This is a genomic window from Kiritimatiellia bacterium (assembly GCA_028715905.1).
Taxonomy (GTDB): domain Bacteria; phylum Verrucomicrobiota; class Kiritimatiellia; order JAAZAB01; family JAAZAB01; genus JAQUQV01.
Genome location: JAQUQV010000047.1, coordinates 1 through 17,974, shown reverse-complemented (window position 1 = coordinate 17,974; position 17,974 = coordinate 1). Strand labels below are relative to the sequence as shown.

14 protein-coding genes are annotated in these 17,974 nt (G+C 56.4%); 9 read left to right on the top strand and 5 right to left on the bottom strand.

What is annotated here, in order from left to right; all coding sequences use genetic code 11:
- From PHP98_09140 to PHP98_09130, 3 genes are all read right to left on the bottom strand, one after another.
- Positions 1-933, bottom strand: a 933-nt coding sequence (locus PHP98_09140; protein ID MDD5483798.1) for a C45 family autoproteolytic acyltransferase/hydrolase, incomplete at its 3' end; no start/stop codon positions are given.
- Positions 934-1,070: 137 nt separating this feature from the next.
- Positions 1,071-2,348, bottom strand: coding sequence for a hypothetical protein (locus PHP98_09135; GenBank protein ID MDD5483797.1), 1,278 nt, complete (start codon positions 2,346-2,348; stop codon positions 1,071-1,073).
- 106 nt (positions 2,349-2,454) lie between these two features.
- Positions 2,455-4,275: a hypothetical protein gene (locus tag PHP98_09130; protein ID MDD5483796.1), complete on the bottom strand. Its 1,821-nt coding sequence runs from the start codon at positions 4,273-4,275 to the stop codon at positions 2,455-2,457.
- A gap of 198 nt (positions 4,276-4,473) precedes the next feature.
- Between PHP98_09130 and PHP98_09125 the strand changes: the two genes are divergently transcribed.
- The 4 genes from PHP98_09125 to PHP98_09110 all read left to right on the top strand — a co-directional run bounded on the left by PHP98_09125 (position 4,474) and on the right by PHP98_09110 (position 9,222).
- Positions 4,474-5,298: an AraC family transcriptional regulator gene (locus PHP98_09125; protein ID MDD5483795.1), complete on the top strand. Its 825-nt coding sequence runs from the start codon at positions 4,474-4,476 to the stop codon at positions 5,296-5,298.
- 225 nt (positions 5,299-5,523) lie between these two features.
- Complete coding sequence (locus PHP98_09120) at positions 5,524-6,744, top strand: Gfo/Idh/MocA family oxidoreductase (GenBank protein MDD5483794.1); 1,221 nt, start codon at positions 5,524-5,526, stop codon at positions 6,742-6,744.
- A gap of 215 nt (positions 6,745-6,959) precedes the next feature.
- A complete protein-coding gene (locus PHP98_09115) occupies positions 6,960-8,048 on the top strand; it encodes a hypothetical protein (GenBank protein ID MDD5483793.1) in 1,089 nt (362 codons plus the stop codon).
- Positions 8,032-9,222 (top strand): LacI family DNA-binding transcriptional regulator, encoded by a 1,191-nt coding sequence (locus PHP98_09110; GenBank protein MDD5483792.1) that lies wholly within the window; start codon positions 8,032-8,034, stop codon positions 9,220-9,222. The genes PHP98_09115 and PHP98_09110 overlap by 17 nt, the downstream gene beginning before the upstream one ends.
- Before the next feature lie 161 nt (positions 9,223-9,383).
- On the opposite strand, the gene PHP98_09105 is transcribed toward PHP98_09110, so the two are convergent.
- Complete coding sequence (locus PHP98_09105; GenBank protein MDD5483791.1) at positions 9,384-10,595, bottom strand: lactonase family protein; 1,212 nt, start codon at positions 10,593-10,595, stop codon at positions 9,384-9,386.
- Positions 10,596-10,838: 243 nt separating this feature from the next.
- On the opposite strand from PHP98_09105, the gene PHP98_09100 reads away from it, so the two are divergent.
- The 3 genes from PHP98_09100 (at position 10,839) to PHP98_09090 (ending at position 14,443) form a co-directional block, all read left to right on the top strand.
- Positions 10,839-12,527: a radical SAM protein gene (locus PHP98_09100; protein MDD5483790.1), complete on the top strand. Its 1,689-nt coding sequence runs from the start codon at positions 10,839-10,841 to the stop codon at positions 12,525-12,527.
- Positions 12,528-12,735: 208 nt separating this feature from the next.
- Positions 12,736-12,990 carry a PGPGW domain-containing protein gene (locus PHP98_09095; GenBank protein MDD5483789.1) on the top strand — a complete coding sequence of 85 codons (255 nt, stop codon included), beginning with the start codon at positions 12,736-12,738 and terminating at the stop codon, positions 12,988-12,990.
- 49 nt (positions 12,991-13,039) lie between these two features.
- Positions 13,040-14,443, top strand: a complete 1,404-nt coding sequence (locus PHP98_09090; GenBank protein ID MDD5483788.1) for a protein kinase — start codon at positions 13,040-13,042, stop codon at positions 14,441-14,443.
- Here PHP98_09090 and PHP98_09085 read toward each other — a convergent pair.
- Positions 14,429-15,613: a phosphopentomutase gene (locus PHP98_09085; GenBank protein MDD5483787.1), complete on the bottom strand. Its 1,185-nt coding sequence runs from the start codon at positions 15,611-15,613 to the stop codon at positions 14,429-14,431. The genes PHP98_09090 and PHP98_09085 overlap by 15 nt on opposite strands.
- Before the next feature lie 236 nt (positions 15,614-15,849).
- Between PHP98_09085 and tilS the strand changes: the two genes are divergently transcribed.
- Together tilS and PHP98_09075 are read left to right on the top strand one after the other, a co-directional pair.
- Positions 15,850-17,325: a tRNA lysidine(34) synthetase TilS gene (gene tilS, locus PHP98_09080; protein ID MDD5483786.1), complete on the top strand. Its 1,476-nt coding sequence runs from the start codon at positions 15,850-15,852 to the stop codon at positions 17,323-17,325.
- 74 nt (positions 17,326-17,399) lie between these two features.
- The coding region (locus PHP98_09075) for a hypothetical protein (GenBank protein MDD5483785.1) at positions 17,400-17,974 on the top strand (575 nt) is incomplete at its 3' end.

Genomic DNA, 17,974 nt, shown 5'->3' with positions numbered 1-17,974 from the left:
CCAGACCGTATGGCTGCCATGCGCGCCGCCATGCCGGCATGGGGCCCAGGGCTCGTGGCTGGCAAGCAGTTGCCGCAAGCCGTCCAGGTCGGCGGGCGGCGTTGTCGCTTCCCGCCACTGCAGATAGCCGTAGCGGTGCGCCGAAATCTCCCGCTTGGCGGGGGACCGCCCATCATGCGCGGCCAGCGCCGGAGTCGCATAGTGGTTCGTGCTGTAGAGAAAATCGCCGCGCGTCGGGCGCACGGCAATCAGCGGCACGGCCGCCTCAATGACGCGTCCGTCGCCGTGCCGGTCCATGACAATGATATTGAACCCCTTGCCGGTCAGCGAAGCGGCCATGAGACCTTCCGTGAATGATCCGGTTGTTGAACATTGCCGCATTAGATGATATGCCTGAAGGCGGATATCCACCCGCGGTCCGGTCTTGTCAAACGTCGAGCCTACCGAACCGTGGGTATTGCCCAGCCCCTGGGCATTGACCGCGTCCAGGCCGCTGATCCAGCCGGCGTAGGTGAGTTGGATCATTGGCAAGCCGCGCGCCGGGCGCGTAGTGCGGATGACGAAATCAAGCCGGTCAACCTCGCCGGCCGGACAATCGTTGTTTTTGCCGACCAGCGGCCCGGCTGGACTTCGGCACAGCGCAACCGGCGTGCACCGTTCCGTCCAGGAGTCGCCGAACGTATCGGAGAAGTTGTCGTACAACACGGCTTCTGGCGGCATGCCGCTGCCCTCGGCAATTCCATCAAGTTCATCAAGGATATCCGGCAATTTGCAAGTCAGCAGTTTGCGCGCGGCGGTAATGAACCGCGCGGCCTTTGCCGCCCGGCTTTGAATGTTTTTGTATTCATGGTTGCGCGCTATGCCCTTCCGCGCCGCTTCGCCGTACTGGCGACCCATTTCCCGCGGACTGCCCTGGCATTCAATGCTCAACATAATTCATTTTCTCCCGCATATCGCCTTTCCGGCTCCAATAAAAACCTCGTCCGAATCCGGCGGATAAGAAAGCATAAACCTTCAAATTGTGCCAAAATATGTGTTCGCGTCAAGTTTTGCTTCCGATTTTTTAGGTTCTATGGGGAAACCGTATTTTCCCCTTCACTGCGCTTGAAGCGCTGTTTTGGCGGCGGTCCAGAATTCAAGTTTGTCATGGCAATCATTTTCGCGGCCATCTGGATGAAAAATATCGTGCCTAAATCGCGGATATGATACGGCGAATTGTCTGTGCCGTCAGGCGGCAGAACTTTTTCAAGGATTGCTCCCGTCAAATTCGGGTCGGACGGATTTATAAACTGCATTTTCAAACAATATTCCAGGCCTCTTGCCAGATGGCCGGAAAATTCTTTTTTTCCGGTCAAGCGTTCATATTCAAGCCACATAATCATCGCGCAATCAAGCCCGGAAACGGCATGCCCGAACGAATCGGTATTGAAATCCAGGTATGTTCCGCGGAAAAGCCCCCCATCCGCGCGCTGGGCTCTTGCATACCAGCGGCATGCCCGCTCAAAACATTCAAGATATTTTTTATCATTGCTGGCCAGGTATGCTTCCCGCATCGGGAATCCCCACCAGTAAGCGTGCCGGGGGTGAATCAGGCCTTTGGTTTTATTGCATGGACCGTATTTGACCCAGTTCCCCGCCGGCCATTCGTCTTTTAACAGCCGATCGGCGGTTTCAAAAAATATGTCTTTAAACACGCTTTCAGAACTCATCTTGTGTGCTTTTATAAAAATCGCGTCATCAAAAAGCGGCCGGCCCGGCACGCCGTAGGCGTTGGCGATGAATTTCTTCCGTTCCGGATCATATAAATCCCTGAAAATTCCTTGCCCTTTAATCCATGCTTTGCGCGCAATCCAGTTGGCGGCCGCCATGAATGCTCCCGAATATTGACGGGCGCCCAAAACATCATCCAGCACGAGCAGGCCGTCCATGCATTCCAGTATTGCCGAAGTATTTACTTTATCAGGATAGTCTTCATAAGCCAGAATCAAACCGTTGTTTTCGTCTGAGCCGTCTTTTATCTGGTTGTTTACGATGAAATCCGCTCCGGCCTTGGCGGCCGCCAATAATTTCACGTCGTCCGTAACGCTGTAGGCCATGGCCAGGGCCTTCACGGCCTGGCCGGTATGCCAGACTGGACAGAAAAACGACCATGCTTTTGTCGCCGCCCAATATTCGCCGCGCAAGGCCCCTTGCCATAATTTATGTTTGTGTTTCCGGGGCGTCGGATCGTTTTCATCCTTGACCTGGGCGATATCGGTAACCCAGGCGCAGGCAAGCTCCATGCTTTCGCAAAGACGTTTTGCGGAAAACTCGCAATTTCCTATGATAATTGTTTTGTCCCTTGCCATCTTCATTGCTTTTTTAGCGCCATTTTATCAAATTCAGCGCCATCCCGTAAGATTATTTTTCAGAAAAATACAAACACGCAATATCGCGGAAAAACATAATTTAATTTTAATGGCACCCCCTGAGCGTTTTCCCTGACTGCAAGCGCGCAATGGTTTTGGCAAGCGAGTGCCGCAAATTGAAAATCGCCGGCGCTTCCGCGCGGGCATAATCCGCGATATTCATTGAGGCATACAGCTTCCGCAAAGACGCGATCTTGCCGCGCACGAGGGGCGTCTCCAGCAATCCCCTGGTCTGCATCACGCCCTGCGCATGTCCAAGGTCGGTTAATCCCCACGAGGTAACCGCGGCATTGGCTTCAAGCGCAAGGCAATAGGCTGCGACCAGCTTTGCGTCCCATCTTCTCTCGGAACGGATCACAAACCTTCCGGCAAATTCCGCCCAACTCAGGTCCGGTTCCCATGTCAATTGGGAATACAGAAAAAACTGCTGTTCCATCTCCCGATGCAATATCGGCTCCCAGGAAATGGATGGCAGGGCGCTCTTGCGCGCCAGGTTCACATAAATTCCCAGCCAAGGTTCGTAGTCCCGGTAATAATCACGGATAGCCGGCAGGTTGTTCAACTCCGAGCTGTTGCTTTCGGACGCTTCCAGTCCGCCGCCGCCGTCTTCATGGCCCGTGGTTACCGGCAGTTCCGTCCGCTCCAGCAGATAGTTGCCCAGCCAGCGGAACCAGCAGAATAATTCCAAATTTGGTAATTCGGCGCAGTGCTCAACGATCTTCCTCGTCGCGTCGCCGAACATTTTGACCGCCGTCCTCATGCGTATGCCTGGCTTGCGGCCGACGGCGGTTTCATATGCTTTTACAAAACAGCGGTAGACCAGTTCGCGGTTGCCATCCAGCCCCCCGCATTGCGGGCACCGGCAGATCTTGCTGGGAAACGCATGCCCGATGTGAAAATCAAGACCGTCAAGCGCCGGATAGCGTTCCAGGGTTTCCGCCACAACGTCCGCATAAAACCTGGCCGCGGAAGGATGCGAAAGGCACGTTATCGCATTTGGATCGCTCAGAATATCCCTGAACGATCCCTTGCCGGCCTTGAAAGGACGCAAACGGGCCCGCACTGCGCAGGGCGACAAAATCTCCGGGCAAGTTCCCGTCTCCATGGAATACCCCGACGCCATATAAATATCAGAAGCCCATGTCCTTATGCCCCATTCATGAAGACGCTCAAGAAGCTGGGGATAAAAATCCGTTCGGACATTCGGATGCTGCGGATCGGCCAGCAGGGGAAATTTTTCAGAGGCATACGTCAGCCCCCATCCCCGGACAAAGGCAAGCAGATTGTAATCCGTCAAGCGGAATGAAGCGAGCCAGTCGGCAAATTCATTCACCCCGGCCTGACTGGCCGGGCGCCAATACTCCAAAGTCGCCCGGAATCGGCCGCAATTCATGGCGTCTGTCTTGATATGCCGGCTTTCAAACGCCGGCTTGTGAACCCCCTCAAAGGGATATATCACAACATTTCCTTCCGCATCGCGATAAAGACGGTCGCAAAGCGTCAGGAGCGCATTTTTTAATCCGGTTGGCGTATTTGCGGCAAGCAAAAGGGTCTGGTTTTGGCTTCTTTTGAGACGCGCGGCGATAAACCCCTGTGCGCCATATTCGGCTTTTTCCAGGGATTTGAGGCGTCCATCCGGCAAAAGAATCGCCTCCGCCTCCTGTAGATTTGCCATTTCATTTTTTTTCCACGGAAAACACATTGCCGCGACATTGAAGCGAGCGGGCTCTCCGCCTCTGCCTATCTCAAGGCGGCAATTGAGCTCGTTTTTCGCAATATGAACCAGCCGCTGCGCGGCAAGCCACACCGCCCCTTTTTTCGGAACATTCAGATATATTCTTCCCGCCCGTCCATTTTTGTCCGCCATAATCACCGGCTCCGTAAAATTTTTCATTGTCATTTGATTTACCCCGCGCTTATCTTGTTTTACCTGAATATTGCACGAATTTCGTGCAATATTCGGGTTTTATGAAACGCCATAATCTTTCCTTATTGGAAAAAATAATAAATTCTTGTTGCCAAACCAAATAAATAATGGTGATATTTTGTGGATTTTGGTGACGAAATGAAGGCAAAATTGAAATCAATCCATCGTTCCACCCCCGCGCCCGCCGCCAATCTGCCTTTCGGCGTCCGGAGCGCCGGCCATTACCGCCTGGCGCCTGATTTCAAGAGCAATGTTTTTATCACGGATTTTATCCAAATCTTCTGGTGCGCGTCCGGAGCGGGGGCCATCATCTTCAACGGAAGCGAGCGCATCCTGCGCAAAAACCAGGCGGCGATTTATTTTCCGCGGATGGAACACCGCTTTTTTTCAACCGCTCCCGAATGGGAATTTTACTGGTGCACTCTTGACGGCAAGCTTGCGGAAGTCTGGGTGTCCGCATTCGGATTGAACGCCGGCATTTACAACACAGGGCCGGCGCCGGCGAATCTGTTCCGGCGTCTTTTCAAGGCGGTCGGCAATCCGGCGCCGGAAGGGGGATGCCATGCTATCACGTTAACATCCCAATTGCTGGAAAAAATGTGGCTGGGAATTTTACGAGGCGGCCGCGGACCGGTCAGCGAAGTCCAGGCGGCCGTGGAGAACATTCACGCCGGCTGGAACGATCCTGCATTGAGCGTGAAGGGCCTTGCCCGCGCCCTGAAAATACACCGTTCCATTCTGTCGCGTCGGTTTCGGGAATCCCTGGGCATCTCGCCGAGCGAATATATCACCCGTTTGCGCATCCAGCATGCCATGGCGTTGCTGCACGGATCGCAAAAAACAATCGCGGAAATAGCCGAAGCCTGCGGATGGATTGACCAGCATTATTTTGCCAGATTGTTTAAAAAAAGATTCGGCATCTCGCCTTCACGCGTTCGTTGCTCGCCCGGACGGAGTTTTTGACTTCGGAGCAGGCGGTTGGCGCTCAAATCGGCCCGGCGCGTCTCCCGCGCCGCGGAACTCCGCCCGCCCGTTCACTGCACAATATTTTTGCCTTGTTTTTTATCATTTCATTGCTAACGTTCGTTGCCTTAACCCGTGCATTGCGCAATGAAGCCGAAAACTGAGCCGGGCGCAGAATAGAAAGGAATTGGCAAGATGATTTCTGGCAGAAAATCACCTAAAACCGTGGCGATTATCGGTGCCGGGGGGCGCGGCGCGCGTTTTGGCGACATGATCGCCGAGACTTTTTCCGAAAAGGTGGTGGCCGTGGCCGAGCCGCGCCTTGAATACCGCCAGGGGCTTGCCCGCCGGCATGGCATCCCGCCCGAACGGCAGTTTGCGGCCTGGCAGGATTTTGCATCCGGGCCGCGAATGTGCGACGCGGTGGTGGTCGCCACCATGGACCAGGATCATGTCGGGCCGGCGGTCGCCTGCCTGGAGAAAGGCTACGATCTGCTTCTTGAAAAACCAATGGCGACTACGCTTGAGGACTGCCGCGCCATTGAAGCGGCCCAGAGCAAATTCGGGGGAATAGTTGCCGTGTGCCATTCCTTGAGATATTGCAAGGGTTTCCGCAAGGTGTTTGACCTGGTCGCGTCCGGCGCGCTCGGCAGCATTGTCAGCATTGATCAGCTGGAGGACGTGGCCTTCTGGCACCAGGCGCACAGTTTCGTGCGCGGCAACTGGGGGAATGAAAGCCGTTCCGCATTCATGCTCCTTGCGAAAAGCTGCCATGATATTGACTATATCGCTTTCCTTGCCGGCAAGCCCTGCCGGAGAGTGAGTTCTTTCGGGGCATTGTCGTATTTTTGCCGGGCGAACGCCCCGCAAGGCAGTCCGGAACGCTGCACGGACGGCTGTCCGGCGGAAGAGACCTGTCCTTATTCGGCCGTCAAAACGTATGTCAATTCTTCAAGAACGACATGGCCGGCCGACGTGGTCAGTTACGACCACAGCGCCGCGGCGCATCTGGAGGCGATTAAGACCGGGCCCTACGGCCGGTGTGTGTTCAAATGCGATAATGACGTCGTTGATCACCAGGTGGTTGCCATGGAGTTTGACGACGACATCACCGCCACTTTTACCATGACGGCCTTCGGTTTCGGCGGGCGCCAAATCCGGGTGCACGGCACGGAAGGCATGCTGCGCTTTGTTGACAAGGAAAATGAAATTATTCTGCATACGTTCCGCGACCGGAACACGGCGACGATCAAAGTGGCGCCTGAATCCGGCGGACACGGGGGCGGGGACGCGCGCGTGGTGCGGGAGTGGCTGCAGGCTTTGCATACGGGAAATGCCGGCGGCATAGTCACCAACGCCCAGGAATCCTTGCGCACGCACACCATCGTTTTTGCCGCGGAGAAATCGCGCCGCGAAAAGAAAACAATAGACCTTACGTTAATGTGACGCGCCCGATGGGCGACCGAACGGCCGTGCCGTTTCAGGTTTGTTTTTTTTCGGCAAAGATGCTGTCTGATAAAATCTTCCATGCGATTCGGGTTGTCCAAGACCGCGAATGCGGCGGCGGGCGGCTTTTCCTGATAAAAATTCATGTTGACAAATCTTGGCGGCCTGCCATTATGTACACGTGTACATGAAAATAACCGCAAAAAGAGGGCGGCATGATGTTGAAATATAAGCCGGATTTTGACGAGGCGCGCGCGGCCTGGAATCATTACTGGGCCGGAGAAAAATGGAAACGCCCCCTCGTTGTTCCCGTCCCCGTCCCGAAGAATGCCGGCGTAAAAGCGGAGTTTCCCGATAAAAAACGTTACTTTCATGTTCTCACGGGAAATTACCGGCAGAGATTTGACCTCATTGAATCGTGGCTGGAAAATCATGTTTATCCGGCCGAAGCGATTCCCGCCTTCGGCCCGGACCACGGCCCGGATCAATTCGCCGCCTGCCTGGGCGCTACGCTGCATTTTTCGCCCGATTCGCCGGAGACCTCCTGGGTTGAGCCGTTTGTTGACGACTGGGCCGATGTTTTGCCGCTGAAATTGGATGAGGAGAACGCCGTTTGGCAGTCATGGGTAAAATTTACAAGACTGCTGGCCGGCCATGCGCGCGGCAAATACCTGGTCAGAGTTTGTGATTTGCATGCAAACGCGGACGCCTTGAGCGCCATTCGCGGTCCGGACCGCCTTTGCCTTGACTTTTACGATTGTCCAGAGTTGGTGGAGCAGGCCATGCGCGATGTGCGGCGTCTTTATCAGCCAGTTTATAACCGGCTTTACGAGGCCGCCGGCTATAATCGCGCGATTGGCACGTCCGGCTGGGCGCCGTTCTGGTGTGAAGATAAATTCGCCACGATCCAATGCGATTTTATTTGCCTGGTAAGCCCGGAAACCGCGCGCCGCTATATTCTGCCGGCGCTTGAAGAAGAAGCGGAGTTTCTAGACCACTGTGTTTTTCATCTTGATGGGCCGGGCGCCTTGCCGCATCTTGATGGCATTCTTTCCATTAAAAAAATTGATGTGATCCAATGGGTTCCCGGCGCCGGCCGGCCGAAAATGTGGATGCCGGAATGGCTGGATATCCTGAAACGCTGCCAGAAGGCCGGGAAGGGGCTTCAGATTTACGATTTGACGATTGATGAGGCCAAAAGCATTCACCGCCAGCTTGTCCCGGCCGGACTGGTTTATTGCGTGTCCGCCGGCACGGTCGGCGAGGTTGAGGAGTTTTGCCGCTGGCTTGAAAAAAACAGTTAACGCCTTGATCGCACGGCCGATTTTTCCGGCAAACTCCGGCGTTTTCGGGGAACGGCTTCATAACCCACCGGGTTTCCGTCCGGGCGGATTCGCGCTGGCGGGAGAATCAAATACGGCGCAAAAAATAGTCATGGTCAAGCCGGCGTTTGTGCAAAAGCACGGTAACAACATAAAAAGGCGGTGTAATCGCGGCGAAGTCGCGGCCCGGGCCGGCGTCAGCTCGGCGACCGTTTCGCGTGCCTTCAATCTGCCCGGGAGCGTTTCAAGAGAAAAACTGCGGCGTGTGCTTCGGATCGCAAAGGAACTGGATTATTTTCCTGACCGCAACGCAAGCGCCCTGCGGCGCAGGGGGACCGGAACGATTTTGCTGGCCATGCCGCGGCGCCATGTTAATCCCGGCGACGTCAACAGCGTCTACGGCTGGTCATATACCAGGGCCATCCAGAGCGTCCAGGATGTGCTTGATCCCACGCTTTTCCGATTGCAGCTGGCCGGCCTGCGGCCGGGCTGCAGCTTAAAAAAAATACTTGAGAAATATCCATGCGAAGGAGTGATTGTCGGCCACGACCTTGTCACTCCGGCGCTGGCGCGTTTCCTGAAAAAAACCGGTTTACCGCACGTGTGTTGCGCCAGGACGGGCTGTTATTCCGGCCTCAATGTCTGTTATATTGATGAATTTGAGGGCGGCCGGCTCGCCGCCCGGATTTTTCGGGAGCGGAAACTGGCCCGGCCGGCGCATATTACCTGGCACGCGAAAAGGCCCGGGGTTTGCCGGATACGCTGGGAGGGATATCGCGCCGGGTGGGAAGGCCGTAATGTCATATTGCAGGATGGCGAGCCGAATATTCAGGGCGGGTACAAGTCGGCCATGGCTCTGGCGCCGCGGATAAATGCCGGTGAAATTGATTGTATTTTCGTGGTCAACGACTTGACGGCGGTAGGGGTGATTTATGCCCTGCTGGAAAAACGGATTCGTATTCCCGCGGATGTGGCGCTGCTGGGATATGATAATCTTCCTTTCATTCATACTCTGCCGGTGAAATTGGCGACGCTGGATATTTCCTTCGGGCGGCTCTATGCCAGAGCCGCCGAGTGCCTGCTCATGGGCTTGCGCGAGCCAGTCTCCATCCTGGAAAGAATTATACCGGTTTTTGTTCCGGGCGATTCTCTTTGATTTTACCGCAACGATTGCCGCCGCTCAAGCGCGGATTGACGGGAAGGGATATATGCCTTAACGGCCCGTCCGGTTTTTTCCCTCATTTTTTCGTTCCGCGCCGGATGGCATTGGTTCCGAAGGCGCGGCCGGACCGGGGGACGCGGCGGGCCTTTGCCGCCTTATTTCGCTGCCATAAATTTCACGCAGACCGGCGTGCCCACCTCGTATTCCTGCCCCGTGAAGGAGAGCCGGCCCGTCGCCGGATCAATTTCGTAGACAAGGATATTGTTACTGTCCTGGTTGGCGGCAATCAGCCAGCGGCCGCCGGGATCAAGGCTGAAGCCGCGCGGCGTTTTGCCTCTTGACGAAGCATGTTCCAGGAGCGCCAGCCGGCCCGTGGATTTATCAACACTGAAAACGGCAATGCTGTCATGTCCGCGATTGGAGCCGTAGGCGAATTTACCGGAAGGATGCACCTGTATTTCGGCGGTGGTGTTCTTGTTCCGGAAACCGGCCGGAAGCGAAGAAACGGTCTCTATCGTTTCCAGCGCGCCGGCGTCGGCGTCAAAATTGAAGGCGGTGATCGTGCTGCCCATCTCGTTGATGACATAAGCGCGCTTATTATCGGGATGAAACGCAAAATGCCGGGGGCCGCTGCCGGGCGGCACGGCGGCAAACGGGACATCGTTCGGCGCGAGGGTTCCCCTGGCCCGGTCAAATTTATATATAAAAACTTTATCCAGGCCGAGATCGGCGACAAAGGCAAAACGGTTGTCGGCCGAAAGGTTTATGGAGTGGGCGTGCGGTTCTTCCTGGCGGCGGCCGCAGGGGCCGGACCCCGAATGCTGTACAAAGCCGGTTGATTCCCCGAGGCTGCCGTCCTCTTTAATTGCGATTACAGCGGCGCTGCCGCTGTTGTAATTGGCCAGCAGGACATATCTGCCGGTTGCATCCACGACCAGGTGGCAGGGGCCGGTCCCCCTTGAGGACACCTGGTTCAACAACGCCAGTTGGCCGGTGGCCGCGTCTGTTTTGAAGGCGCTGACGATCCCCGCCCTCTTTCCGCCGGGTTGGAAAACCGTTCCCACGGCGTAAAGACAGGGGCGGGACGGATGAAAGGCGACAAAAGAGGGATTTTCAGATTTGGCGGCAAGCTCCGGTTTTGACAGCGCGCCGGTGGATGGATCAAAGCGGGCCGCATAAATGCCCTGGCTTGATCCCTTCGTATATGTTCCGATATATACGAAACAGGCTGGTTCGGCCGCGCGCGCGGAAACTGCGGAACCGAACAGCGCAAATGCGCAGAAAGAGAAAAACCCCTTCAGGCCAACCGCGGCCGAATAATCAAACGCGCAGTTGTTTGCGAGAGGCAAAGCGGAAACAGTCTGCATCCCGGACCTTTCTGATTTTTTACCGGTTACAACGGGTCCCGCCTGCGCGGGCAAACCGCCCATGCTTTGATTGCTGTATTGAAGTATAACCATCGCTTCGGCTGAAATGCAACGACATTATTTCCATGTGCGCCGCCGGGCCGATACGGCTGTCTTTATCCGGGATTTTCCGGCGCGCACATGAAACATCCGGGTTAACCGGCGCTTTACAGGGCGGCTGGTTTTGTTACTCTATGACGTGATATGGAACAGACGGCAAACAAGAAAATCGCTAACCGGAAAAACCGGTTTACCTCCGGTTCCCGGCCGCGCATTCTGCTCTGCAGCGTTTTCGGGCCGTACGGCGTCAATGACGAGTATGGCCGCGCCGACAACAAAATGGAGCTTTACCACAACCAGGTTACCCGGCTGCAGGGTCCGGCCTCCCTGCGATTCCAGCACCGGTCGTTCGGGTTGTATTTCATTGCGGCCAATATCCGCGCCGATACAACCGTGCTTGATTTTCCCTCCCGCGGGCGTTTCATCCGCGAAATCCGGAAAAAATACGATATTGTCGGCATATCGTTCATCACCCCAAATTTTGCAAAGGCGCGCGAGATGGGCCGGCTGGTCCGGCTTTACGCGCCTAAATCCGCGATCATCATCGGCGGACACGGCGCCGCGATAGAGGGCGTGGAAAAATTGATTGACTGCGACTTCGTGGCCCGCGGCGAGGGCATCCGCTGGCTGCGCGAATTTCTCGGGGAAAACCCGAAAGCGCCGATCGCGCATCCCGTCCTGCCCTGCAGCGAGCGCGGCCGGATTTTCGGCATTCCCATCCCCGGCGCGCTGCCGAGCGTCCTGGTGCCCGGCCTGGGTTGTGTCAACGGCTGTCATTTCTGCTGCACTTCCCATTTTTTTGAAAAGGCTTACGTTCCTTTTTTCCGCACGGGCAAGGAAATTTTTAAGCAGGCCGACCGGATCGCGAGAACGCGCGGCACGAATGAATTTTTCGTCATGGATGAAAATTTTCTCAAGGATGCCGGCCGCGCAACTGAACTGCTGGTTGAGATGGAAAAACACCGCCGCTGGTTCAATTTTTACATATCGTCCTCCGCCGAGGCCATCACGGCGTTCGGTCCGGACAAGATGGCGCGGCTCGGCGTATGCTTTGTCTGGATCGGATTTGAATCGCGAAACACCGAAACGCTTTTCACCAAGAATTCCGGGATTGACGCCGCGCAACTGGTGCGCGAACTGCGCGATCGCGGCATCTCCGTCCTGGGCTCAACGATGCTCTGCATGGAACACCATACGCCCGACAACATCACCGCGGACATTGATTTTGCCGTCGCCCTCCAGACGGATTTTGTCCAGTTCATGCTCTATACCGGCATGCCCGTGACAAAACTCTACGAGGACCTCAAGGCGCGCGGGTTGTTGAAGGCCGGTTTGCCCTACGAGGAATGGCACGGACAGAACATGTTGAACTGGAACCATGCGGCGTTTCCGGACGGGGCGGCAAAGCGCTGGCTGGACTTCGCTTTCCGCCGCGATTATGAGGTTAACTCCTGTTCCCTTTATCGCATGACCGACACGGCCCTGCGCGGATATCGCCGGTTGGCGGCGATGGCATCAAGGGACGAGTGTCTTAACGAGCGCATGCGCCAGCTCGGCCGGCGCGCGCGGTTTTACTCGCACCTGCTCCCGGTCATCGCGCGGCACGCGGTGAACGCCGGCGAGCGGCAGCGGGCCAGAGCGCTGGACGCGGAACAGCTTCGGCTTCTGGGCCCCTTGCGGCCCATGGAAAAGATTTTACGCATCAGCGCGCAGGCGCTCGCCTTGCGCTGGGACCTCCGCCTGCGCTGGTTCGGCGACGGCATTCAGCCGGCGACGATCACCACGCGCTACCGCGCGCCCCGTGAAAACCCCTCTGCCAAAGGGGCGGCGTAGCCGGGGACGGGCAAAACGAAGAATCCGGTCCGGCCCGCGGCATCATTAATCCTGAATTTTATTTTGTTTTTTACATTCCGATTATGTATTCTCTGCCCGAGTCGGCCGCGCGTCCGGCCGGATGAGCGCAAAGCGCCCGCCGGTTTGCCGGCGGCCGGGAATAATTTTCAAAACCAAGCGATTTATGGTTTTATATCAACTCAAAAAAATGTTGATTCTCATTCTGGGCGGAACGGTGCTGCTCTTCGGGCTTGTTTTGATTTTTCTGCCGGGGCCATCCTGTATCGTGATCCCGGCGGGGCTTGCCATTCTGGCGCTTGAATTCTCATGGGCGCGGAATCTTCTGAAAAAAACCCAAAAGATCATGGGGGGCGGCATTTCCCAATGGGCCTTCTGGAAAGGCCGGGGTAAAAATCCACAAGACAAACTTCCGGATTTGAACGCCGATTCCAAAATTCCTTGATTAACAGATGAGATAAAGGTAAAAACTCGGGAGTGAATTTGTTTTACCCATGCATTCAATTCCGGTCATAGAAGGCTATAAAATCCTCTCCAGGATCGGCGAAGGGGCCACCTCGGTCGTCTGGAAGGCGCACCAGCTTTCGCTGGACCGCACGGTGGTGATCAAGGTTCTCTCCGATAATTTGTCGCGGGAACCCGAAGACGCAAATCTTTTTTTAAAGGAAGCGCAGACTGCCGCAAAACTCAAGCACAGCGGTATTGTGCAGGTTTATGATTTCGGACAGATCAAGGGCGACGGCCGGTATTTCCTGGTCATGGAGCACGTCTCCGGCTATACGGTCGGCGAATGGGCGCGGCGGCGCGGCCGGCTCAAGGAGTTTGACGCGGTTGTGATCGCCCATCACGTCGGCGAGGCCCTCAAATACGCCTGGGACCAGGCGCGTGTCATTCACTGCGATATCAAGCCCGAAAATCTGATGATAGACGCCGATGGCACCGTCAAGGTTATGGACCTCGGTTTGGCCCACATGGTTTTTTCTGCCGGTATTGTTTCCGCCGGTTCGGGGGAAAACATGGTCATGGGCACGCCGAATTACATGTCGCCGGAACAGGCCTCCGGAAACGACAATCTGGACTGCCGGACCGACATTTATGCGCTCGGCCTTACGCTCTATCATGTTCTTACCGGCGTGCTGCCCTATGGCAGCGGCGACGCGCTTGATATTCTTGAAAGACAGGCCCGGGAGCCTCTGGTGAACCCGCAGTCCTCCAATCCCGAATTGTCGGATGGTATCACCCGCTTGATCTTGAAAATGACGGAAAAAAATATTGCCGGGCGTTACCAGGATTGGACGGGAGTGTTGGCCGACCTGGTCGTCTTGCTGCATAAACAACGGGAGCAATCCGCGGCCGGGGCGGCTCAAAACAGGGACGAAGGCAAGCCCGGCGGGCGCGCCGCTAAAAGCGAAAGCGCCGGGGCGGACAATACCGCCGGTTTTAACGAGGGCTTCAAAGAATGCCCGTACTGCGCCGAGCCTATCCGAAAAAAAGCCATTTACTGCCGCTATTGCGGTAAAGACATTAGAAAACCGCAGCCAAAGCACGGCGCGGCGGCGCATACCTCGGTGAAACTGCGTTTGAAACCGGTGGCCATGCCGGTTCCGGCGCGCACCGAAAGCTCAAAAAAGCCGCAGGTGAAGACCGGACGCAAGTGTTCCCATTGGGCCGGAAATCTGCGAATGATGATTTCTTTGCTGCTCCTTGCCTTCCTGGCCTATTACTGGTATAATAAAGTGCGGTATAAACGCGATGTTGTTACGCCCTTGAAGTCGCAATTCATGCGTGAAGTAGGCGGCCCGGCTAAAATTGCCGCCGCAAAGATGATAAAAAAAGTCAAGGGCTTCCTGGACGAGAATTTTGAAGACCTTGAAGAAGACAACTCATACGGCAAGTAAAAAACTTGTGCCGCGGCCTGAAGGTGGCAGCCCGAAATAATCCGCCAGCGACCGCGCCACGTCGTAAAATCCTTCGCGAATGCCGAGTTCTCTTCCTTTTTCTCCGGGACGGTAAACCAGGAGCGGCACGTATTCCCGGGTGTGATCGGTTCCGCTGAATGCGGGATCGTTTCCATGATCGGCCGTGATTATCAAAAGGTCCCGTTTGCCCAGTTTGGGGATCAGGTCCCCCAGGAAAAGATCGGTCCGTTCCAGACACGCCGCATATCCGGCCGGGTCGCGGCGGTGGCCGTAAAGCATGTCAAAATCAATCAGGTTGGCGAAAATCAGCCCGTCCGTTCCCTCGGCGACCAGTTCTTGCAGTTTTAGCTGGGACAAGGAGTTATCGGCGGTATGGAATGACGCGGTGATTCCGCGTCCGGCGAATATATCCTCAATTTTGCCCACGGCCGTAACCCGGATGCCGGCGGCTGTCAGGCGGTCAAGGATTGTCGGCTCGGGCGGCGGGAAAGAATAATCGCGGCGGCCGCCGGTCCGCCGGAACCCGCCCGGTTTTCCAGCATAAGGCCGGGCGATGACCCGCCCGATACGATATTTATTTCCCAGCCGGCGCGCGATTTCACAGCCGCGGTATAGTTCGTCAAGCGGGATAATTTCCTCATGCGCCGCGACCTGCAGAACCGAATCGGCGCTGGTATAGACGATCCATGCCCCGGTTTCAAGCTGTTGCGGCCCAAGCTCTTCAATGATAACCGTCCCGCTTGCCGCCTTGTTGCCGATGACTTTTCTTCCCGTTTCCGCCTCAAAGGCGCGGATCAATTCGGGCGGGAATGAATTTTCCTTCGCAAACAACCGAAACCCCCCGGCCAGTTCCAGGCCCGCAATTTCCCAATGCCCCGTGGTGGTGTCCTTGCCCCTTGAAATTTCCCGCATGGCGCCGTAAGAGGCCAGCGGCCTTTCGGCCGGCGGAACGCCGGGAATTGAATCCCCGGGCGTTATTAAAGCGGGAATGTTTCCCAGCCCCATTTGTTGAAAACATGCCAAACGCAGACCCCCGGCCGCTTCGGCCGTGTGCGCCAGCGTGTTCGCGCCGGCGTCTCCGAACTCAGCGGCGTCCGGCGCCGCGCCGATGCCGACGGAGTCCAGAACAATAACTATGGCCCGTTTCATTCGGGAAATTTTCATGCCGGATAATTTGAAATGATACACGGAGAAATGATAACCACAAGCGGTTGTTTCGGGCAAGTTTTTAATCGCAGGGCCGCGGGGAATTTAGTTGCAAAACAGCGGAACCTTGATTATTTTGGACGGCAATGATGTAAATTATGGTTTCCCGGCGGCGCGCCGGGCGGGAAACGTCAAAATCCGGTCGGGTCCGCAAGGCATATTCTGCCTGCCGTCTGCAAATGAAAAATCGTTTTATGGGTGATGTTATTGTCCGGCAGGTTGAAAGCTTCATCCGCCGTCATGATTTTATCCGGCCGGGCGCGCGCGTTCTTGCCGCCGTTTCGGGCGGCGCCGACTCGGTCGCCCTGCTGCATCTTTTAAAAGAATTACAGCGTCCCTTGCGCTTGCGCCTGACCGTCGCGCATTTGAACCATGCCATCCGCGGCCGGGCCGCTGCGGCCGACGCTCTTTTTGTCAAACAATTGGCGCGCCGGCTGCGTCTTGATTGCGTCTCCGGCCGGGCCGATGTTCCGCGGCTGGCCGCACGGCGGGGAGTTTCGCTGGAAATGGCCGGCCGGCGGGCGCGCTACGATTTTTTTGAAAAAACGGCGCGGGCGCGCAACTGCGCCCTAGTGGCTACCGCGCATACCGCCGATGATAACGCGGAAACGATTCTCTTGATGCTTGCGCGCGGCTGCGGCTTGCAGGGTTTGGCCGGCATTCCGCCGCTTTCGCGGACGGGAAAGATAACGGTGGTGCGGCCGCTGCTGGAAACGTCCCGGCGGGCGATTGAAAAATATCTGTGCGCGCGCAAAATACACTGGCGCGATGATGCTTCCAACGCCGATCTCTCCTTTCTGCGGAACCGGGTGCGCCACGAGTTGCTGCCTTTCCTGGAAAAAAATTACAACAAAAACATAAGACAAGTTTTGGGGCGCCTGGGCGACGTGCTGAGGAATGAAAATGAATGTTTGCTTGAAATGGCCGGCGCGGTTTATTCCGAATCCCGCCTTGAAAACGGCCGCGTTATCAACTGCGCCGTTCTGGCAGAGCGTCATCCCGCTCTCCGCCGCCGGGTACTGCGGCAATGGCTTTCAGACCGGGGCGTCAAGCCGGAAGCGATTGATTATCGGACCATCAACGCCGTTGATAACCTGCTTGTCCTGTCCGGCCGGAATCGCTCCGTTAATCTGGCGGGCGGCGCAACCGCCAGGCGCTCTTACGGCCGCCTGGAGATTGAGACGCCGGAAACGAATCCGTCCGCCGGCTACCGGCTTGAAATAAAAGTGCCGGGCCGGAATGTTCTGCCGGGCGCAGGCTTGCGCGTGGATGCGGGAACCGGCCCGGGCGTGTGCCGCGCGCGCGCCGTGTTCGGTGAATTTCCGGTGCGCGCGTCTTTCTCGTTAAAAAAACGGGGCCGCCGACGGATTTTTGCCAGGCCCTGGCGGCCGGGGGACCGGATGCGCCCGTATGGGCTTGACGGCTCAAAGAAAATACAGGACATTTTCAGCGATGCCAAGGTTCCGCCCGCGCTCCGGCGCCGCCTGCCGGTTTTTGAATGCGGCAAAGAAATTATCTGGCTGCCCGGTTTCCGTATCGCCGAGGGGTGGCAGGTGCCGCCCGGCGCCGCCGGCAACGCTTTGCATTTGACGGTCGCGCGGCCGGATCAATTTCCGGAAACGCCCGAGAGCCGCGGGATATCCGCCAATCTTTAGAAAAACACAGAAAGCCGGTTGTATATTTAATTGCAGTGTGATAGAATTTTTTGCAATTTTTGAGAGTTAAAAAAATGCAGAATCCAAATCAAAATCCCCGGAATGCCAAACCCCAGCGTAACGGCGACAACCATTCACCGGTCTCGCTGCGCGTGATCGCGCTCTGGTTCCTCGTGCCGCTCTGCCTTATTATCATCTACAATCTGCTGCGCAACGGTCCGGATGCCGTTGCGGAAATAAAGTATAATCCCGATTTTGTCCAGTTGGTTGAAAGCGGAAAAATCCGCGAATGCAAAATCGTTACCGAAACTTCCGGCGCCCAGTATATCCGGGGGGAAATGATGGCGGTTGATCAGAAAACCGGCCGGCCGCGGAGTTTCAAGGTGGACGTTGTCGTAACCGATGGTCTGCCGGACTGGCTCAAGCAGCACGGCGTGCCCTTTTCTTTTGTCCGCCCCAAGCTTGATTTCTGGCAGCTGGTGCAGGGAGCCTTGCCTTTCCTGCTGGTGCTGGGGCTCCTTTATTTTCTTTTCGTGCGCCAGATGCGGGCGGTCGGCTCCGGCGCGCTGAGTTTCGGCAAAAGCCGCGCGCGGCTGCTGACCCGCGACCGCAACAAAATAACGTTCAAGGAAGTGGCGGGCATAGACGA